A 21,204-nucleotide genomic window follows, 5' to 3' on the forward strand; every position below is an offset into this window, starting at 1 on the left:
TGGATGATTATTAATGCAGATCCTATTTAGAATATTAATTAATAATCAACTATAGTTTTTATAGTTTATGAGAGAAACACTTACATCCAGTCCTGAACTATTTAGCGATATTAGTTGGAATCTTCTTTTATTAGGGGAAGAAACCGCAAAAAAATGGGATCATAGCGAATTTAATATTGAACACATAATTCATACATTGTTCTCATCAAGTGAATTCTTTGCTTTCATTGAAAAATTATCAATCGACCAAGATACAGTTTTAGATATAACAGAAGATTTTTTAGAAGAGACACCAACAAATGAGTCAGATATTTTTACTATCGGAGAAGATTTAGAAATTTTATTAGATAACGCGAATCAGATTAAAACTCAATGGGGATCGAGATTAATAGAAATCCCTCATTTACTAATTGCTCTTGGAAGAGATTTAAGAATTGGAAATTATGTTTTTGAAGAAGGAAACCTTTCAATGGAAAAATTAGAGGAAGAATTAAAGTTTTACCCAAATATTAATCAATCAAAAGATTCTTTTAATTATGGGAATGTAATTGAAATAAATAATCAATCTAATTTTGAATCAAACAACGAGACTAACGAGACTTTTGTAAAAGAAGAAAAATTTAAAAAAGCTATTGTTCCATTACCGAAAAGTGAACTTCAAATTGAAACCAAAAAACAAGTTGGAAAAGATGAAAATGCTCTTTCAATTTATGGAAAAGATTTAACAGAATCAGCTAAAAAAGGCTTACTGGATCCCGTTTTAGGAAGAGAAAATGAGATCAATAATTTAATGAGGGTACTCTGCAGAAGAAACAAAAATAACCCTATACTTATTGGCAATCCTGGAGTTGGTAAAACCTCAATTGCAAAATTACTTGCTCAATTAATTGTAGACAAAAAAGTTCCTGATACTTTAAAGGACTTAAAAATTATTTCACTTGACTTAGGTGCATTAGTTTCTGGGACCAAATTTAGAGGTCAACTAGAGGAAAGACTAAGCTTAATAATGCAGGAACTAAATAATCCAAACCAAGGAATGATTCTATTTATTGATGAAATTCACTCAATATTAAGTTCTGACAGATCTTCTACCGACATCAGTAATATCTTAAAACCTTTACTAGCTGAAGGAGAACTTAGATGTATCGGTACAACAACACCTGAGAAATTTCGTGAAACTATTGAAAAAGATCAGGCATTAAATAATTGCTTTCAAAAGATAGCTGTTAATGAACCTTCAGTAGAATTAAGCGCAAAAATATTACAAGGGATCAAAAAGAAATATGAATCACATCATGGCATAAAAATTTCTGAAGAGGCTGTAAACTATTCTGCAAAATTGGCCGATAGATACATCAGCGATAAATGTCTCCCTGATAGTGCAATAGATTTAATTGATGAAGCAGCTGCACAGTTGAAAATCGAGTCTAATAATATGCCTCAAATCATTCTCCAACAAGAAAACAAACTTAATACTATTGATGAAAAATTGAATAATTTGCAAGGAGAAAATATCGAAGCTCAAGAAAAACTATTGAATAATAGACAACAATCAGAGGCAAAATTGAACGTTCTTTTGGAAAATTGGAACAATTTACGTGAAGAAATGGAGGAATTATCTATTTTAATGAAAGAAGAAGATAAGCTAACCAAACAAATTAAAGATAAATCAAATCGCGAAATTGAAAATGATCTAGATTATTTAGAAAAGCTTGAAGAAGAGTTAAGTGAAATAGAGAATGACATACAAAAAGTTGAAGAGAACTTTAATAAAATAAAGAAAAATAGAAATTTCCCTTTTAAATATCAAGTTGAACCTGATGATATTGCAGATGTTATATCAAAAATCACAGGTATTCCAATTTCTAAAGTAGTTTCAAATGAACGTAAGAAATTAGTCAATCTAGAAACAGAACTAAGTGAAAAAGTTATTGGACAAGAAAAAGCTATAGAAGCTGTTTCTGCTGCAATTAGAAGAGCTCGCGTTGGCATGAAAAGTCCTAAAAGACCTATTGGATCTTTTTTATTTATGGGTCCTACAGGTGTTGGCAAAACAGAATTAGCAAAATCTCTTGCAACAGCTTTATTTGATGAAGAAGACGCACTTTTAAGATTAGACATGAGTGAATATATGGAGAAAAATGCCGTAGCAAGACTTTTAGGAGCTCCCCCAGGTTATGTTGGTTATGAAGAGGGAGGTCAATTAACTGAAGCTGTAAGACGTAAACCCTATTCAGTAATACTTCTTGATGAGATAGAAAAAGCACATGCAGAAGTATTTAATATCCTTTTGCAAGTCTTAGATGAAGGAAGATTAACGGACTCTCAAGGAAGGACCGTAGATTTCAAAAATACGGTAATCATTATGACAAGTAACCTAGCTGGTAAATCTATACTGGAGTATTCACAAAAGATTTCTAAAAGTGAGGGAAAGTTAGAAAAAGATCAACAAACTCTAGATGATTCAATTAGTAATGCATTGTCTTCAATTTTTAGACCTGAATTTTTAAATAGAATTGACGAAGTGGTAAAGTTTGATCCATTATCTATTGATGAACTTCAAAAAATAATCATTCTACAAACAGAAGATTTAAAGAACCTGCTACTTGAGCAGAAAATAAATATCGCTATAGACAAAAAAGTTATCAACAAAATTGCAAACGATTCTTACGAACCTGAATATGGTGCTAGGCCACTTAGCAGGGAACTTAGAAGACAAATAGAAAATCCCTTGGCTGCAAAACTTTTAGAGGATAACTTCAAAAATAAAAAAAATATAACAATTAAACTTAACCCTGCTAAAAAAGATGAGATCGTTTTCAAACCTAGCTGAGGAGTAAATCAATAAGCTAAAATAAAAACTAAAGCATAAAGCTTAATTTCAAAAAAATTTTGTGACAAGTCCTACTACTAATAAAGAACCTCTTAAAAAGGATTCTCCTGAAGTTGAAGAGCCTAAAAAAAAGAATAATTTTTTTAGATCTACCTACGATGAGCTTAAACTTGTCGTGTGGCCTAACAAACAACAACTTTTTAGCGAATCAGTAGCAGTTATAATTATGGTATCTTTTTCTGCTGCAGCCATTGCTTCTGTTAGCAGATTCTATGGATGGGCAGCCTCGCAAATTTTTGGTTGAATTATCTCCCGAATATCCATTAATAAAGATCTTAATTAAGCTTCCAGAAAAATGAGTAATGAATTAACTACAAACCTTGCTTCTTCAAAAGCAAATACAAGCATCGCAAGATGGTATGCAGTTCAAGTAGCATCAAGCTGTGAAAAAAAAGTAAAAGCGACTCTTGAGCAGAGATCAGTAACTTTAGGTGTTAATAATAGAATCATTGAAATTGAAATTCCCCAAACTCCAGGAATTAAATTAAAAAAAGATGGAAGCAGACAAACTACTGAAGAAAAAGTTTTCCCAGGTTATGTCCTCGTAAGAATGATTTTGGATGAAGATACAATGATGGCTGTTAAAAGTACTCCAAATGTAATTAACTTTGTCGGTGCTGAAGACGGTAGAGGCAGCGGAAGATCGCGAGGTCATATCAAACCTCGACCATTATCAAGACAAGAAGTTAATAGAATCTTTAAGCGCGCATCAGAGAAAAAAGCTGTAATCAAGTTAGATATTGAAGAAAAAGATAGAATCATTGTAACTAGCGGTCCATTCAAGGATTTCCAGGGAGAAGTTATAGAAGTTTCCGGAGAAAGAAATAAATTAAAAGCATTACTTTCAATATTTGGGCGCGAGACTCCTGTAGAATTAGAATTCTCCCAAATCAATAAACAAAATTAATTTCTAATTGTTCTTGTTTATCGAGTAAAATTATGATTTTCTACTTCAGCTTAAATTCTCTAATCTAATGGCAAAAAAAATTGTTGCAGTTATCAAGCTTGCTCTACAAGCAGGCAAAGCAAATCCTGCTCCTCCTGTAGGGCCAGCTTTAGGACAACATGGTGTCAATATCATGGCATTTTGCAAAGAATACAACGCAAGGACACAAGATAAAGCAGGTTTTGTAATTCCAGTCGAGATTTCTGTTTTTGAAGATAGAAGCTTTACTTTTATCACAAAAACACCTCCTGCTTCCGTCTTAATAACAAAAGCAGCTGGTATAGAGAAAGGATCAGGTGAATCCGCAAAAGGCTCTGTTGGGAATATAAGTAAAGCTCAATTAGAAGAAATAGCCAAAACTAAGCTTCCTGATCTAAACTGTTCTAGTGTTGAATCAGCAATGAAAGTAATTGAGGGTACTGCTCGTAATATGGGCGTCTCTATCACTGATTGAGTTCAATACAAAATTTCTCACTATTTAGGGGAGGTTAGTTAATAACCGTTTGCACCCAATATTATTATGAAAAAACTATCCAAAAGAATGGCGGCTCTATCAACAAAGATAGAAGATCGCATTTACGCACCACTTGAAGCTCTTAGTATTATCAAGGAAAATGCTAATGCAAAATTTGATGAAACTATTGAAGCACATATACGTTTAGGTATTGATCCAAAATATACTGATCAACAATTAAGGACCACTGTTGCATTACCACATGGTACTGGCCAAAGCATCAAAATTGCAGTAATTACAAGCGGTGAGAATGTATCGAAAGCTAAGGCTGCTGGTGCAGATTTATTTGGCGAAGAAGATCTTGTAGAAAGCATCAACAAAGGAAATATGGAGTTTGATCTACTTATTGCAACTCCAGATATGATGCCAAAGGTTGCAAAATTAGGAAGAGTTTTAGGACCTAGAGGTTTAATGCCTAATCCTAAAGCTGGGACAGTAACTAATGACATTGCTAATGCAATAAAAGAATTCAAAGCTGGTAAGCTCGAATTTAGAGCAGATAAGGCTGGAATCGTTCATGTCCGCTTTGGAAAAGCAAGTTTCACAAAAGAGGCTCTATTTGACAACTTAAAAACCTTACAAGAATCAATTGATAAAAATAAACCAAGTGGAGCTAAAGGAAAGTATTGGAAAACTTTTTATGTAACTTCAACAATGGGGCCTTCAGTTCAAGTAGACATAAATGCTGTACAAGATTACCAACCTGAAGGTTAACGCTTTGTAGTATAATTTAAATTGCAATAATACGGCCAAAGAAAGTAGGTTGATTTAGTTATTCTAAATTTTTAATTCCTACCGAGGACTCGTCTTAAATTATTTCTTTTTGGATCTAATAAAAGCGGCCTCTTTAAAAGAACTTTGCCGCATTTCCTGCTCTCCCTAAATTACGATCCAAAAAACATCAATGGGCCGAACACTAGAGAATAAGCAACAAATCGTTACTGAGATTAAATCTCTATTAAACGACTCGGAAATGGCTGTAGTTCTTGACTATAAAGGTTTAACTATCAAAGAGATGTCAGATTTGCGATCTAGATTGCAAACAACTAACGGCATCTGCAAAGTTACTAAAAATTCATTAATGCGCAAAGCTATTGATGGAGATAGTAATTGGAACGATCTTGAATCTTTACTGACCGGAACAAATGCTTTTGTGTTAATTAAAGAAGATGTTGGTGGTGCTGTAAAAGCAATCCAATCTTTTCAAAAAGACACCAAAAAATCCGAGACCAAAGGAGCTTTATTTGAAGGCAGACTTCTTAGCGATTCTGAAATAAAAGAAATTGCAAGTCTTCCATCTAAAGAAGTATTGATGGCAAAAATTGCTGGCGCTCTAAATGGCGTAGCAACAAAAATTGCGATCTCTATCAATGAAGTGCCTTCTGGACTTGCTAGATCACTTAAACAACATTCTGAAAAATCAGAATCTTAAATTCAAACCCTAATTAACTTTTAAGAAAATGTCCGCAAAAACTGAAGAAATTCTTGAATCATTAAAATCTCTATCACTTTTAGAAGCATCTGAGCTTGTAAAGCAAATTGAAGAGGCTTTTGGTGTATCTGCTGCAGCTTCTGCAGGTGTAGTAATGGCAGCTCCAGGAGCAGCTGGCGGTGACGCAGATGGTGGCGCTGCTGAAGAAAAAACTGAATTTGATGTAGTTCTCGAAAGCTTTGATGCAGCTGCAAAAATCAAAGTACTTAAGGTTGTAAGAAATGCAACTGGTCTAGGTCTTGGCGATGCAAAAGCACTTGTTGAATCTGCACCAAAAACAGTAAAAGAAGGAATTGCCAAAGCAGATGCTGAATCTTTAAAGAAAGAGATTGAAGAAGCTGGCGGTAAAGTTACACTTAAGTAAGAGTACATTTTTTCAAGCCGATAACCTTAATATCGGCTTCAAAAATTATGAATAGTGATAGTATTGCGATTGAAGCCGCAACAGATGGAGCCTGCAGTGGTAATCCAGGCCCAGGTGGTTGGGGCGGTTTAATAATTTTTGACGATAACAGCGAATTAGAAATAGGTGGTTCCGAGCAAAATACTACTAATAATAGAATGGAACTCACTGCGGCTATAAAAACTCTTGAGAAATTAAAAACCTACAAATTAAAAGAGAACTTTAAACTAAGAACTGATAGTAAATATGTCATAGAGGGTTATACAAAATGGATTATTAATTGGAAGAGAAATGGATGGAAAACAAGCTCAGGAAAATCAGTTCAAAATCTTGATTTATGGCAAAAAATTGATCAATTAAGAATTAATGGCCTAATAATGGAATATGTTAAAGGTCATAGCGGGGATAAACAAAATGATAGGGTTGATAAAATTGCAACTAATTACAGCAAAGGTATATCTATAGAAAGTAACTTAAAAAAAGTAGAATCCTCAGTTGATTTTTTTGAAAAAAATGCACCTGCAGAAATTCAGGAATTATTTTCCCGCAATGAATTAATTCAAAAATTTGCAGAAAAAAAGTACCTGTTAAGTTCACCTGAACTAGACACCTTATTAGGTGAAGAAAACCACTTAAAGATAAAACAATATTCACTTTTTGAATGGCGTAATTGGAGATTGATTCCTAAAGATAAAAAATATTGGATAATAGAAAAAAAAGAAGCCTAATTTTTTATGAATGAACAGAAGGGGGGATTTAAAAATCTTTATAAAAACTTGATTACCCCTGTATTAAAAAAAGACTCTGGAATTGATGCAGAATACTTAACAAATTTATCTCTTAGTCTCCTATCATTCAGTTCAAGAAAATATAATTGGCCTATAGTATCTTCTATCTTAAAAAATCTAAATGAAGAATTTTCTGTAGTTGATAAAAGGTTAACTCAGAACATATGTGGAATAAATTTTTGTAATCCAATTGGTTTAGCTGCGGGTTTTGACAAAAATGGAAATGCCGCAAATATATGGAAAGATTTTGGTTTTGGATTTGCTGAGCTTGGTACAGTAACTAAATTTGCTCAGAATGGAAATCCCAAACCAAGGTTATTTAGATTGGCAGAAGAAGAAGCAGCATTAAATAGAATGGGTTTCAATAATAATGGTGCTGAAAATCTAGTTAAAAACTTTGTCGAACAAGGTATTGAGTTTAAAAAAAACAGGGAGAATATTTGTTTAGGGATAAATTTCGGGAAGTCAAAAATTACAGGTTTATCTCAAGCAAAAGATGATTATTTAACTTCTCTAAAATTATTAATTCCATATTGTGATTACGCAGCAATAAACGTTAGTTCTCCAAATACTGAAGGACTAAGAAAATTACAAGATCCAATTCTTCTAAAAGAACTTCTTAGAGAAATTAAAAACTTACCTAATTGTCCACCATTATTTGTAAAAATTGCGCCAGATTTAGGCCTTAAAGATATTGAAGATATTTGCCAATTAATAATCGAGGAAAACATCGATGGAATAATTGCTACAAACACCAGCATTGATAGATTAGGTCTTGAAAATAGAAAGATCAGGCAAACTGGATTATTACTCTCTCAAGAGAATGGAGGATTAAGTGGAAGGCCTCTCCAAAAAAAAGCAAATCAAATAATAAAACATATACATAATATTGATAAAAAGATTATTTTAATTGGCGTTGGTGGAATAGATAGTCCTGAGTCAGCTTGGGAAAGAATTTGTTCTGGAGCATCATTAATTCAACTTTATACAGGATGGATATATAAGGGTCCACAATTAGTACCAGATATACTTGAGGGAATTATAAAGCAACTCAATAACCATCAATTATCTAGTATAAAAGATGCAATTGGATCAGATTTAAAATGGGTTGAATAAAATTAGAGAATGAATAATGAACCTCATGATTACTCAACGTTAGCCATGCAAGGATCAAACTTGAAGCACGGTGGAAATGTATATGCAATTGCGAAAAAATTAAATTTATTACCCTCCGAAATCATTGATGCAAGTGCATCATTAGTACCCTTTGATCCCCCTCAAATACTAATAGATTCAATAAATGCGGAAATTAAGAATCTTGGCTTTAGATATTACCCAGAAAGAAACTTGAGTGATCTGAAAGAAATAATCGGCAAATTTCATGGGATAAATCCAGACAATATATTGCCTGGAAATGGAGCTTCTGAATTAATAACCTGGGCAGGTTATGAAGCATCCAAATTCGGAATAAGTTGTATTCCTTCTCCATCATTTGTTGATTATGAAAGATCTTTAAATTGTTGGAATAGCAATTTTATACATTGCGAATTACCAAAAAACTGGAATGATATTTTTCCTCAATCATTTCCGCTTCATCCAAAAGGTGATGTTATTTGGATAACAAATCCACATAACCCTACCGGCCAATTATGGGAAAAGAATTCATTGGAGGAAGTTGTGAAAAAATATAAATTAGTTATCTGCGATGAAGCTTTCTTATCGATAACACCTAATGGAGACAAAGAATCTTTAATACCATTAACCCAAAGATTTGATAATTTATTAGTCTTGAGAAGCTTGACCAAAATCTTCAATATTCCTGGTCTTAGATTAGGTTACGTTATTGGCTCATCGAAAAAACTTAAACAATGGGAAATAAATAGAGATCCTTGGCCTTTAAATTCATTTTCTATTAAAGCCGGAATTGATCTACTAAGTAATAAGAAATTCTATGAACAGTGGACAAAACAGATTCACAGCTGGATAAATATTGAAAAAAAGAGAGTATTTGAAAAATTATCAAAAATAGAGAACCTTAAAGTTCATAACTCTTCAACCAACTTTTTTTTAATAGAAAGTAAAACATCCTTGTCGCCAAATATAAAATACTTAGAAAATAAGGGAATATTGCTTAGAGAATGCACTTCATTTAGATTTCTTGACGAAAAGTGGGCAAGAATAAGTTTGCAGAATAGGAAAAATAACACTCTTTTATGTAAAGAAATTCAGAATTCCTTTAAAAAATAATTAATAAATTTTTTAATCTCATTTTTAGATTTAATTTTATTATTATTTTCCATATTCTTCTTCATGAGATCTAATATTTCATAATGATTTTTTCCCTTTTTTGATTTTATTTTAAAAATTCTTTCTAGAGTTTCTTCAAAAACTTCTTTAGAAATTTTATTCTGATTGATTAAAACTGAGCCTCCACTTTCAGCAAGAATCATTGCATTTTTCTCCTGATGATTATTTTTAGAATCTGGATATGGAATTAAAATTGAAGGTTTTTCAGCCTCCATTAATTCATTGATTGTTCCTGCACCAGATCTCGATATTACAAGATCACAGTTTTGAATTAAAGCTGCTATTTCATTAGTAAATTTCTTTTGAATATAATTTTTGGAGTTTTTTACATGAAAAGGTTTTAGATTAGATTCGCCAACAATATGAACTATCCGAAATTGTTTTTTTATTAAAAACTCTAGAGATTCATAAAGAATTTGATTTATAGCTTTTGCTCCTTGACTACCTCCCATAACAATCAAAAGAGGTCCATTTCCTTTTGGAACCCATTCTGGCAAAAAATTAAATTTATAGAATTGCTCTCTTAAAGGTGTTCCAGTGAAAATAGTTTTACAATTTTTTAAATAAGAATTTGTTTCTTTAAATCCTAAAAGAACATAGTTACATAAAAAACCAAAATATTTCGTGACCATTCCTGGAATTACATTTGATTCATGAATAATGATAGGTATCCTTAGAAGTTTTGAAGCAACAATAGTAGGGGCAGATATATAACCTCCAGTCGTAAAAACCAAGTTAATTTTTTTTTCTTTTAAGATCCTAATTATTTGGAAAGTTGACATTAAAATTTTTATATATTGATAAAACAAAAAAATATTTTTTCTTGGTGTCTTTATATTCAAAGTCCTCAAATTATATTTTTCGGGAATAAAATTTGCATCAAGCCTTTGACTAACACCCAACCAATGAATATTCCATTCATCTTCCACCTCTTTAGAAACTGCTAAGGCTGGGAAAATATGCCCCCCTGTACCACTTGCTGCAACTAATAAATTATTTTTTCTAGACATAAAAACCTAAAATAGTAGAATAAAATAACCAATGATTAATATGTTTAATTTAAACTTATTCAAAAATATAGGATTTCTTCTCTACTTATTTGTTTATCTTATTATTCCCTATTCAGCAATAACGCAAACTTTGAAAGTTGATTTTATAAGAAATCTAGAAAACTCCCTAAATGCAAGAGATTTAGAATTCATTAGAAAAAATTTTAGAAATGAAGAAAGCCAAAATATACCAAAACAATTTTCAAAGATTATTAATGATTTCCCTAACAGCAAATGGAAGATCAAAAGATTAAAATCTAATATTCCAGATGAAGATATTTTGCGAATAAAAGTTTTTGGGGAAAAAATAGTTAATGGAGAAATATATATACTCGAATCCAAATTTGATTATTTATTTTCAATCGTAAATGGGAAAATAGATGAAGGGATTATCAAAAATTTATTCACCACAATAAGAAACGATAATAAAAAAATAGATATTAGTTTTAAAATTCCTGATAGAGTTCTTACTGGTTCAAAATACGATATCGATATAATTCTAAATAAGCCTCTTGAAGAAGTGATTATTGCTGGAGCTATAAAACCTCATCAAGTTAATTCATTGTTTGAACAAGAAATATTATTGGAGCCATTGGCGTCTGGAGGGATTTTTAAAATAACAAGAGCCCCTTCAAAACCAGGGATACAAATTTGGTCAGGAATCATAGCTCATCCTGAGGGAATGATTACTTTCACAAAGAGCATTGATATTGTTGATGAGATATAGCCTAAGCGTCGTTTAACGCAGCCACACCTGGTAAAGTTTTACCTTCTAAAAGTTCCAAACTAGCCCCACCTCCAGTAGATATATGAGACATTTTCTCAGCTAATCCTGCTTTTTCAACTGCTGCAACTGAATCTCCACCACCAATTATTGTACAAACTTCAGAAAAAGCACTTAAGTCCGCAAGAGTCGTAGCTATTGCATTTGTACCGTCTGCAAATTTATCAAATTCAAAAACTCCCATTGGACCATTCCAAATAATTGTCTTACATTCTGCAAGAGCATTCTGAAAAACTTTAATGGAATCTGGACCAATATCTAGACCCATCCAATTCCCACTAATTGCATCAATTTGAGATATTTTACTATTGGCTTCAGGAGAAAATTCATCAGCCAAAACAACATCAGTGGGTAATAATAATTCTACTCCTTTTGCTTTTGCTTTTGCTTCTAAATCTTTAGCAAGCTCGAGTTTATCTTCTTCTACAAGGCTCTTTCCGACATCTAAACCTCTAGCTTTATAAAAAGTGAAAATCATACCTCCACCAATCATGATTTTGTCACACTTATCTAGTAAAGAATCAAGTACTCCTATTTTGCTACTAACCTTTGATCCTCCAACTATTGCTGCCAATGGACGATTTGGGGAATCTACAGCTCCTTGTAGGTATTTCAATTCTTTTTCTAAAAGGAATCCAGCTACTGAGGGACTTAAATAATTTGTAACACCCTGAGTTGAAGCATGCGCTCTATGAGCAGCACCGAAAGCATCATTTACATACATATCTGCATGTGATGCTAATTTTTTAGCAAACTCCAGGTCGTTCTTTTCCTCTTCACCAAAAAAACGAACATTTTCAAGTAAAAGAACATCTCCATTAGATAAGCTATTTGATTGTGCAACTGCTTCATCACCAATACAACTGTTAGTAAGAGCAACATTTTGCCCCAACAATTCACTTAATCTTGCTGCTACTGGAGTTAATCTCATTTTTTCATTTACCTGACCCTTTGGTCTACCAAAATGAGCAGCTAAAATAACTTTTGCAGAATGATTAATAAGATATTCAATAGTTGGGATCGCTGCACGAATACGCGTATCGTCGGTTATTTGACCATCTTCATTTAATGGAACATTAAAATCTACTCTTACAAGAACTTTTTTTCCTTCTAAATGTGTCTTATCAAGACTGGAAAGAGATAATTTTGACATTAAACAAGCTATATTTATAATCTCAAGACCCTAACGTTAATTTGGGCTTATTGGGTTAAAAAGTAGTTACTGTTACCTATGCCTTAATAAATTTTAAGAATTAACGATTATAAAAATTTTTTAGTCATTAAATTTATACTAAACTTTAGAAGTAAATACTTTTGAAACTTATAAAAACTAAAAGGAATACAAAATTTTATTTGATTTATTGAAGTGGACATACCCAAAATCCAATGGTACCCAGGCCATATCGCAAAAGCAGAAAAGAAATTATCTGAAGTTATCAATAAAGTAGATTTAGTTATAGAAGTTAGAGATGCACGAATTCCTTTGTCAACAGGACATCCACACTTAAATAAATGGATAAATAATAAAAAACATATTCTTGTTATTAACAGATCAGACATGATCTCCCCTAATACAATCAATAGTTGGAATAAATGGTTTAATGCTAAAGATCAATATCCTCTTTGGTGTGATGCTAAAAGAGGAATAGGGATTAAAGAAATTTGTAAGTCAGCCAAAGATTCTAGGTCGTCAATCGACGATAGAAGACTCTCTAGAGGAATGCGAATTAGGCCAATTAGAGCCCTTACACTTGGTTTTCCAAACGTAGGAAAGTCAGCATTAATTAATAGAATTGCAAAAAAAAGAGTTGTAGATAGCGCTAGGAAAGCAGGCGTGACTCGTAATTTAAGATGGATAAAATTAGAAAGTGGTATAGATCTGCTAGATGCTCCTGGTGTTATACCTCCAAATTTAGAAGATCAAAAATCAGCACTTAATCTTGCACTGTGTGACGATATTGGTGAAGCTGCTTATGAAATAGAGAGTGTCGCAATTGGATTTATCAAAATTATATCCACTCTCAACAAAGATAAGAATGCGAATATCTCAGTTAAACAAATATCTAATAGATATGGAGTTGATATTACCAAAGGCTTTAAGAGTCCTTCTGCTTGGATCGACGAAGCAGCTTCAAAACATACCTCAGGCGATAAAAGGAGAATGTCTCATAAGTTATTGGAAGATTATAGAAATCAAATGCTGGGTAAAATTGCTTTAGAAGTCCCACTATGGAATTAAATAATCAAAATTCTTTCGGCATTGGAGAAGGTGAGCTTATAGAAATTATTTATGAGCTACCTCTTCCTATGAGGCTAGACAGATGGTTGGTAAGTAAAAGGCCAGAACAAAGTAGAGCAAGAATTCAACATTTTATAAATTCAGGTTTAGTACTTGTAAACTATAAGACCGCGAAAGCAAAGACCCCATTAAAAAATGGCGACAATGTTCAAATATGGATGCCTCCTCCAGAACCTCTTATTTATTTGAAACCTGAAAAAATGGATTTAAATATCCTTTTTGAAGACGAGCACATCATAGTAATTAATAAACAATCAGGACTAATTGTTCATCCAGCCCCTGGACACAAATCTGGAACTTTAGTGAATGGATTACTTTTTCACTGTAAAGATCTACCTGGAATTAATGGGAAACTAAGACCTGGGATTGTTCACAGATTAGATAAAGATACCTCCGGATGTATGGTGGTTGCAAAAAGCCAAGAGGCATTAGTAAATCTCCAGAAACAAATTAAAGAAAAAATAGCATCACGCGAATATATTGCAGTAATTCATGGAGCACCTAATTCTGAAGAAGGCCAAATAGTGGGAAACATTGGCAGAGATAAATTAAATAGATTGAAATATAAAGTAGTTGAAGAAACTTCAGGAAGGTATGCCTGTACCTATTGGAAATTAGAAGAAAGATTTGGCAATTACTCATTAATGAGTTTCAAACTAGATACGGGGCGAACGCATCAAATAAGAGTTCATTGCGCTCACATTAATCATCCAATTGTGGGTGATCCATTATATGGAAGATGTAAAAAACTACCATGTAAATTAGATGGCCAAGCTTTACACGCCATCAAGCTTGGACTTATACATCCAATAAATGGTAAAGAAATGATATTTGAATCAGAATTACCATTAGATTTTCAAAAATTACTAAGTGTTCTTAAAGTTAAATAAGATTTAAAGAGGAATTTAGAAGCGATTTTGTATACGTGTTTTGAGTTTTAGTGAATATTGTAGAACTTTCTCCTTCATCAACTATCTTTCCGTGATTCATAACTAGCAACCTATCACAAAATCTTTTAGCAATGCCCAAATCATGAGTAATAAAGATAATCGTTAAATTCATTTTTTCTTGCAAGACTCTAAGTAATTCAAGAATCTCTATTTTTACTGAAGCATCCAACATATTAACGCTCTCATCACAAATCAAAATTTTTGGTTTCAACAATAGCGCTCTGGCTAATGAAATTCTTTGCAATTGACCACCAGATAATTGGCTAGGATAAGAATTAAAAAAATCATTATTTAAGGGAAGATTTAAATTTCTTAACATTAATTTTATTTCTTTTTCGATTTTTCTTTTATCTGAAATTTTTTGAATAAAAAATATATCTTCCAAAATATTTTTAATTGTCATTTTCGGATTCAAACTTGAAAAAGGATCTTGAAAAATAATTTGCACTTTATTGTTCTTTTTAAAAGATTTATTTTTTTTCGATGCATGATTTTTATCATAAATTTTGATTTCACCACCTCTTACTTTAAGAAGTCCAATTAAAGCCCTACATAATGTACTTTTACCACTCCCTGAAGAACCAACTATTCCAAGAGTCTCATTCTCATATAACTTGAAACTAACTTCATTTAAAGCCTTATTCCATTTATTAATGAAAATTGAAGAATTTAATTTATACCAATGTCTTAGGTTATTTACCTCTAGAACGACCTGATCTCGAGCATTATTTTTAGTATTTGGTTCTAATACTATTTTTGAAGCATTTACTAACTTTTTCCCGATATCTGATTTTGGTGATTGAAAAATATCTAATATATTCCCTTTTTCAACAATCGATCCCTTTTCAATTATTGCAACTTTTTTACACCACTTTGCTGCAAGATTAATATCATGACTAATTAAAATTAAAGTTGTATCAAATTCATTACATAGATGAATTATTTCTTGCATAATTTCAAAACTTGTTTTGGTATCTAAGCTTGTTGTAGGTTCATCAGCTATTAATAATTTAGGTTTCAAAGCAAGTGCCATTGCTATAGAAACTCTCTGTCTCATTCCACCGCTAAATTGATGTGGGAAAGAATCAAGTCTACTTTCTTCAATTCCGACTTTTTGAAAAACTTCTCTTACTAATTTTTTAATAGCTAAAGATGATTTAGTTTGATCATGTGTTTTAAATAATTCATATAAATGATCCCCAACTCTCATTAGCGGATTAAGTTTTTTTATAGAGTCTTGATAAATAAATCCAAAATTCTTTCTTCTAAATAATTGTGCATCTTTGTTGTTTATTTTCCTAGGATCTACATTAGAAATCGATAGATACCCTTTAGAAGTGGCCTTTGCAGGCAATATATTTACTAATGTTTTTGCAAAAGTGGTCTTTCCACATCCAGAAGGTCCTATTATGGCCAAATGATCTCCACTATCTATTTCCAAATTAAAATTTTTGATAATAGGTTGCTGTTTTAGACCATATTTAACAGTAAGATTTTTAACTACAATAATTTTTTCTTTATTTTTTTCCATGATTTATAGCAAATTTTTCTAGACCTAAATAAAATACATCTAAAGCAATATAAAATGTCCGAGGCAGCTGCAAATTCAAAAGAAAAAAACGAAATTGAAGTTTCCAAAACTATTTTGCCTGAAAATAAAAAATATGAAAGTGAATCTTTGAATTATCAAATAAACATTCCCGATTGGCTTCTTAAAGATATTCATAATTTTGAAAAATCAAATAAAGAAAATGATGAGAATCAAAACCTTATAGTAAAGGCTTTTAAACTTGCTTATAAAGCTCATGATGGACAATTCCGCGCGAGCGGCGAGCCATACATTATCCACCCGGTTGCTGTTGCAAATCTCCTTAAAGAAATAGGTGCTAGTTCATCTGTTATTGCTGCAGGCCTTTTACATGATGTAGTTGAAGATACTGGCATTGATTTATCCGAAATAGAAACAAATTTTGGATTAGAAGTAAAAATACTTGTAGAGGGTGTAACAAAATTAGGCGGCATTCACTTTAACAACAGGACTGAAGCACAAGCTGAAAATCTTAGGAAAATGTTTTTGGCTATGGCCAGCGATATCAGAGTTGTCTTAGTAAAACTTGCAGATCGACTTCATAACATGAGAACAATTGAATGGCTAAATGATGAGAAAAAACTAAGAATAGCGAGAGAAACAAGAGAGATTTATGCACCATTAGCTAATCGACTAGGAATAAACAGATTTAAATGGGAATTAGAAGATTTAGCTTTTAAATTCCTAGAGCCTAAAGAATATCTAGATCTTAAAGATCAAATCGCCGTTAAAAGAAGTGATAGAGAAAAAAGATTAAAAGTAACTTTGAATCTTATGAAGGAAAACTTGATTTCAGCAGGTTTGAAAAATTTTGAAATAACAGGAAGGCCAAAACATCTTTATGGCATCTGGAGCAAAATGGAAAGACAACAAAAGCATTTTCACGAGATTTATGATGTTGCTGCCCTAAGAATTATCGTGGACAATTCAGATAGTTGTTATAGAGCTTTAGCAGTTGTTCATGATACTTTCAAACCAATTCCAGGTAGATTTAAAGACTATATAGGATTACCAAAACCCAATGGATATCAGTCCTTACACACTTCTGTGATTGGAAGACATCGACCTATTGAAGTTCAAATTAGAACTACTTCGATGCATCAAATTGCTGAATATGGTATTGCCGCTCATTGGCAATACAAAGAGGGTGGTTCTCCTGCTAAAAGTAATGCCGAGAGATTTAATTGGCTAAGACAATTAGTAGAATGGCAACAAGAAGGTAATGAAAGGGATCATAATGATTATTTAGCTTCAATTAAAGAAGATTTATTTGATGAAGAAGTATTTGTAATCACTCCAAAAGGAGATGTTGTTGGTTTAAGGAAAGGATCTACCGCGATAGATTTCGCCTACAGAATTCATTCTGAAGTTGGAAATCACTGTAATGGAATAAGAATTAATGAAAAGCTTTCTCCATTATCTACAGCACTTCAAAATGGTGACTTCATAGAAATTTTGACAAGTAATAATGCTACTCCAAGCTTGGATTGGCTGAACTTTGTAGTTACGCCAACTGCTAAAAATAGAATTCGCCAATGGTATAAGAAAAGCCATCGTGATGAAACGATTAAAAGAGGTAGAGATTTACTTGAAAAAGAAGTAGGTAGAAACGGTTTTGAAGCATTACTTTCTAGTGAAGCCATGAAAAAAGTTGCAAATCGATGCAATTTAAAAACTACTGAAGACCTTCTTGCATCTCTTGGTTTTGGTGGTTTAACTTTGCATCAAGTATTAAACAGACTAAGAGAAGAAATAAAATTACAGACAGAAGATGTAAAAAATGATTCTGACTCTGAAATAGCAAAATCTCTTAAAAGTAATAATAATTTATCCACTAATCAATCTAATACAGCAGCTAAATCACCAATTTCCGGGATAGAAGGTCTTGATTACAGAATAGGTAAATGCTGTTCCCCACTCCCAGGCGAGGATATTATCGGAACTGTGTCGCTCGGCAACCATGGGATAACTATACATAGGGAAGATTGTGAAAATGTAATACCAATTCCAATAGAGAGAAGATTACCTGTCGGTTGGAATCAAGATAATAAAACTGGCGATAATAAGTTTCCAATTCAGCTACGAATAGAAGTAATTGATAGAGTTGGAGTTCTTAAAGATATTCTTATGCGGTTATCTGATAAAGGTATAAACGTTAGCGATGCCAATGTTAAAACTGCTTATGGTAAACCAGCTATTATAAATCTTTGTGTAGGTCTTGAAAGTTATAATCAACTTCACAAAACAATTGAACAAATTAAATCAATGGCAGATGTTTTAGATATTGCCAGAGTTGGACAAAGTTAATTTTAAAATCAGATCAATCTATCTTTTACTTTTTATCTTGTAGATAAAGAAAACAATACTGCCGCAAATCAAAGCTAATAAAATACCTACACAAGATGAACCTAAGAGTAATTTTAGGGAAAAAATTCTACCTTGTTTCCATAAGTCATCAATAACTAAACTTTTTTCAAGAATTTTATTAGAAGGATTATTTAAAAAAATCGAACCAACTTTATAGTTAAAATAATAAAGTGGAATATAAGTAAAAGGGTTGCTGATCCAGGTACCAATTGCAGCTAGAACAATATTTCCCTTAGCTATTTTCGCAAAAAATACCCCTATTAAAGTCTGAAACCCAAAAAAAGGAAAGCAGCCACTAAATACCCCTATAGCTAAACCTTTAGCATTAAAGAAAGGACTTCCATTCTGATTCCTAAATAATGATAGAATTTTCTTATAGGTAATATCTCTTTTAAATCTCATTCAGAAAGAAAATTTCAAAATTAAATTCTTGATAATCTTACTTAATTATCCATAACAAAGCGAGAGATGGATTCGATAGTTACTACAGAAGATACGATAGCCGCAATTGCTTCAGCTATAAGTATTGGGAAGGGAGGAGTTGCGATAATAAGAGTATCAGGGAAAGACGCAATAAATTCTTGCAAAAAGATTGTTCAAACTAAATCTAAATATGCATGGGAATCACATAGGGTTTTTCGTGGTTTTATTCAGGAAAATAAACAAAATAAATTTATAGATGAGGTTTTAATTTTAGTGATGAAATCACCAAATAGCTTCACAGGAGAGGATGTAGTTGAACTTCATTGCCATGGCGGAATTATCATAGTAAATAAAGTTTTAAAGATATTATTATCTAGTAATTCTAGAGTTAGACTTGCAAACCCAGGAGAATTTAGTCAAAGAGCTTTTCTTAATGGAAAAATAGACCTTACTCAAGCCGAGTCGATTAATCAATTAATTAATGCAAGCAATACCAGATCAGCAGAGTTAGCCTTTAGCGGGGTTCAAGGAGAAATAAAGAAAAAAATTGATGATATTAAAAATGACCTTATAAATCAACTTTGCGAAATAGAAGCGAGAGTTGATTTTGAAGAAGACTTCACAGATTTTGATTACACCAAATATCTAAAAAACATTAAAAAAGTAAAAGAAAAAATAGAATTACTAATAGAAAATGCAAAAAGAAATTCATATATTCACAATGGAATATCCATTGCGCTTATAGGTAAAACAAATGTTGGTAAAAGCTCTTTATTAAATTTGCTTGCAAAAAAAGAGAAAGCAATCGTAACTAATATTCCTGGAACAACTAGAGATGTTATTGAAGTTAATTTAACTATTAATGATATTCCAATGAAAATAATTGATACTGCTGGCATAAGAGAAACTCATGAACAAATTGAAAGTATTGGAATTAAAAAAAGTTTTGGGAAAATAAAAGAGTCAGATTTTATAATTTATATTTATAGTCTTGAAGAAGGATTTAATGAAGAAGACAAAAAAATAATACAAGAAATTCCCAAAGAAAAATTAATTACTATTTTGGGCAATAAAAAAGATTTAATTGATTGCAAAAATATTAATTCAAATGAGTTAAAAAACACAATTCTTATGAGTATTAAGAATAATGATGGTGAAAGATTATTAATAGACACAATTATAAAAAAATGCGGATTAAAACAAGTAGAAAATATCAATATATTTTTAAACGAAAGACATCTAACAAATTTGTCTGCTTGCTTATCTAATTTAAATGATACTGATGAAATAATTGAAAATAAATTGCCATTTGATTTGTTATCAATTGAACTGAGAGATGGAATTCAAAACTTATCTAAAATAACTGGTCAAGAATTAACAGAGGAACTTCTAGATAATATTTTTTCTAAGTTTTGTATTGGTAAATAAATTTGAGTTAAATTACATAGTGATATATAGTTGATTCTCTAACTTCAGTTTAATTTTTATTAATTAATTATTTCTTAGTTTAGTGGATTTAAATACTCCAATAATAAGTAAAATCATTGATAATTGGATCGATGAAGATATAGGTAGGGGAGATCTTACAAGTCCCTCTATTACAGAAGAGAATGGTAATGCATATTGGATTGCAAAAGAGGAGGGTATATTCTGTGGGGTTGAAATTATAAAAGAAATTTTTAGAAAAATTGATTTAAAAATCAGTCCAAAATTTAATATCTCTGATGGAGATAAATTTGTTAAAGATCAAAAACTCTTAGAAATATATGGACCTTCAAAAAGTTTACTCGCTAGTGAAAGGATCAGCTTAAATATAGCAATGCATTTATCTGGAATATCAACATATACAAAGAATCTTACAGATAAATTAGAAGGCACAAATATAAAATTAGCAGATACTAGGAAAACGACTCCTGGCTTAAGAATATTTGAAAAATATGCATTCAAATGCGGAGGTGGGGTGAATCATAGAATGGGATTATACGATGCTGCTATGATCAAAGAAAATCATATTGCATGGACAGATAATCTTAAGAATGCAGTACAAAAAATTCGCCTAAATTCGCCTTTTACAACTCATATCATAATTGAAGCTGAGAATATCGAACAGGCAAAAGAAGCAGTATTAGCAGGAGCGGATAGTGTCTTATTAGATGAACTTAGTCCTGAAACAATCAAAAAAAGCGTTCAAGAATTAAGAGATTTATCAATTAATAGCTTAAAAAAAGAAGTCAATAAAAATTTGATAATAGAAGTTTCTGGAATAAACCCTCAAGAAATTAGTAAATATCTAATAAAAGGTATTGATTTGATTTCAACAAGTTCTTCAATCACCAAAAGTAATTGGATTGATTTGAGTATGCGTTATATTAATTAATCATATAGATAAATAATTGAATAA

Annotated in this window: 20 protein-coding genes; 16 read left to right on the forward strand and 4 right to left on the reverse strand. The window is 31.6% G+C overall.

Annotated elements, in window-relative coordinates:
• The first annotated feature begins 67 nt into the window (after window positions 1–67).
• The 10 genes from MK115_RS00190 (at window position 68) to MK115_RS00235 (ending at window position 9,283) form a co-directional block, all read left to right on the forward strand.
• Window positions 68–2,833, forward strand: a complete 2,766-nt coding sequence (locus MK115_RS00190) for an ATP-dependent Clp protease ATP-binding subunit (protein WP_287608088.1) — start codon at window positions 68–70, stop codon at window positions 2,831–2,833.
• A 61-nt stretch (window positions 2,834–2,894) separates the two neighbouring features.
• Window positions 2,895–3,137, forward strand: coding sequence for a preprotein translocase subunit SecE (gene secE, locus MK115_RS00195; protein WP_011817698.1), 243 nt, complete (start codon window positions 2,895–2,897; stop codon window positions 3,135–3,137).
• 51 nt (window positions 3,138–3,188) lie between these two features.
• Complete coding sequence (gene nusG / locus MK115_RS00200; RefSeq protein ID WP_011817697.1) at window positions 3,189–3,800, forward strand: transcription termination/antitermination protein NusG; 612 nt, start codon at window positions 3,189–3,191, stop codon at window positions 3,798–3,800.
• Between the two features lie 67 nt (window positions 3,801–3,867).
• A complete protein-coding gene (rplK, locus tag MK115_RS00205) occupies window positions 3,868–4,293 on the forward strand; it encodes a 50S ribosomal protein L11 (RefSeq protein WP_002805232.1) in 426 nt (141 codons plus the stop codon).
• 66 nt (window positions 4,294–4,359) lie between these two features.
• A complete protein-coding gene (rplA, locus tag MK115_RS00210; RefSeq protein WP_011862247.1) occupies window positions 4,360–5,067 on the forward strand; it encodes a 50S ribosomal protein L1 in 708 nt (235 codons plus the stop codon).
• Between the two features lie 190 nt (window positions 5,068–5,257).
• Window positions 5,258–5,785: a 50S ribosomal protein L10 gene (gene rplJ / locus MK115_RS00215; protein WP_011862246.1), complete on the forward strand. Its 528-nt coding sequence runs from the start codon at window positions 5,258–5,260 to the stop codon at window positions 5,783–5,785.
• A 28-nt stretch (window positions 5,786–5,813) separates the two neighbouring features.
• Window positions 5,814–6,209, forward strand: coding sequence for a 50S ribosomal protein L7/L12 (gene rplL / locus MK115_RS00220; RefSeq protein WP_011817694.1), 396 nt, complete (start codon window positions 5,814–5,816; stop codon window positions 6,207–6,209).
• A 47-nt stretch (window positions 6,210–6,256) separates the two neighbouring features.
• Complete coding sequence (locus MK115_RS00225; protein ID WP_287608107.1) at window positions 6,257–6,976, forward strand: ribonuclease H family protein; 720 nt, start codon at window positions 6,257–6,259, stop codon at window positions 6,974–6,976.
• Window positions 6,977–6,982: 6 nt separating this feature from the next.
• On the forward strand, window positions 6,983–8,152 hold the full coding sequence (locus tag MK115_RS00230; RefSeq protein WP_287608109.1) for a quinone-dependent dihydroorotate dehydrogenase: 1,170 nt from the start codon (window positions 6,983–6,985) through the stop codon (window positions 8,150–8,152).
• A gap of 45 nt (window positions 8,153–8,197) precedes the next feature.
• Window positions 8,198–9,283, forward strand: a complete 1,086-nt coding sequence (locus MK115_RS00235) for a pyridoxal phosphate-dependent aminotransferase (protein WP_502923581.1) — start codon at window positions 8,198–8,200, stop codon at window positions 9,281–9,283.
• Here MK115_RS00235 and MK115_RS00240 read toward each other — a convergent pair.
• Window positions 9,262–10,353 carry a UDP-N-acetylglucosamine--N-acetylmuramyl-(pentapeptide) pyrophosphoryl-undecaprenol N-acetylglucosamine transferase gene (locus MK115_RS00240; protein ID WP_287608111.1) on the reverse strand — a complete coding sequence of 364 codons (1,092 nt, stop codon included), beginning with the start codon at window positions 10,351–10,353 and terminating at the stop codon, window positions 9,262–9,264. The two genes, MK115_RS00235 and MK115_RS00240, sit on opposite strands and share 22 nt — an antisense overlap.
• Before the next feature lie 40 nt (window positions 10,354–10,393).
• Here MK115_RS00240 and MK115_RS00245 point away from each other — a divergent pair, with 40 nt between their 5' ends.
• Complete coding sequence (locus tag MK115_RS00245; protein ID WP_287608113.1) at window positions 10,394–11,119, forward strand: DUF8623 domain-containing protein; 726 nt, start codon at window positions 10,394–10,396, stop codon at window positions 11,117–11,119.
• Between the two features lies 1 nt (window position 11,120).
• On the opposite strand, the gene MK115_RS00250 is transcribed toward MK115_RS00245, so the two are convergent.
• On the reverse strand, window positions 11,121–12,329 hold the full coding sequence (locus MK115_RS00250; protein WP_287608114.1) for a phosphoglycerate kinase: 1,209 nt from the start codon (window positions 12,327–12,329) through the stop codon (window positions 11,121–11,123).
• A 213-nt stretch (window positions 12,330–12,542) separates the two neighbouring features.
• Here MK115_RS00250 and ylqF point away from each other — a divergent pair, with 213 nt between their 5' ends.
• Window positions 12,543–13,415, forward strand: a complete 873-nt coding sequence (gene ylqF / locus MK115_RS00255) for a ribosome biogenesis GTPase YlqF (RefSeq protein WP_287608115.1) — start codon at window positions 12,543–12,545, stop codon at window positions 13,413–13,415.
• Window positions 13,406–14,365, forward strand: a complete 960-nt coding sequence (locus tag MK115_RS00260; protein ID WP_287608116.1) for an RluA family pseudouridine synthase — start codon at window positions 13,406–13,408, stop codon at window positions 14,363–14,365. Before ylqF ends, MK115_RS00260 begins: the two co-directional genes overlap by 10 nt.
• On the opposite strand, the gene MK115_RS00265 is transcribed toward MK115_RS00260, so the two are convergent.
• Window positions 14,358–15,956, reverse strand: a complete 1,599-nt coding sequence (locus MK115_RS00265; protein WP_287608117.1) for an ABC transporter ATP-binding protein — start codon at window positions 15,954–15,956, stop codon at window positions 14,358–14,360. The two genes, MK115_RS00260 and MK115_RS00265, sit on opposite strands and share 8 nt — an antisense overlap.
• A gap of 54 nt (window positions 15,957–16,010) precedes the next feature.
• Between MK115_RS00265 and MK115_RS00270 the strand changes: the two genes are divergently transcribed.
• A complete protein-coding gene (locus MK115_RS00270) occupies window positions 16,011–18,320 on the forward strand; it encodes a RelA/SpoT family protein (protein ID WP_025952286.1) in 2,310 nt (769 codons plus the stop codon).
• 18 nt (window positions 18,321–18,338) lie between these two features.
• Here MK115_RS00270 and MK115_RS00275 read toward each other — a convergent pair whose 3' ends face one another.
• Entirely contained in the window at window positions 18,339–18,782 is a 444-nt protein-coding gene (locus MK115_RS00275; protein WP_287608120.1) for a DUF2062 domain-containing protein, read from the reverse strand.
• Between the two features lie 66 nt (window positions 18,783–18,848).
• On the opposite strand from MK115_RS00275, the gene mnmE reads away from it, so the two are divergent.
• Both mnmE and nadC read left to right on the forward strand, forming a co-directional pair.
• Window positions 18,849–20,231, forward strand: a complete 1,383-nt coding sequence (gene mnmE, locus MK115_RS00280) for a tRNA uridine-5-carboxymethylaminomethyl(34) synthesis GTPase MnmE (protein WP_287608121.1) — start codon at window positions 18,849–18,851, stop codon at window positions 20,229–20,231.
• An 82-nt stretch (window positions 20,232–20,313) separates the two neighbouring features.
• Window positions 20,314–21,180, forward strand: a complete 867-nt coding sequence (gene nadC / locus MK115_RS00285) for a carboxylating nicotinate-nucleotide diphosphorylase (protein WP_287608123.1) — start codon at window positions 20,314–20,316, stop codon at window positions 21,178–21,180.
• Window positions 21,181–21,204: the final 24 nt, after the last annotated feature.

The organism is Prochlorococcus sp. ALOHA_ZT_50, from assembly GCF_022447305.1.
Classification (GTDB): Bacteria; Cyanobacteriota; Cyanobacteriia; order PCC-6307; family Cyanobiaceae; genus Prochlorococcus_A.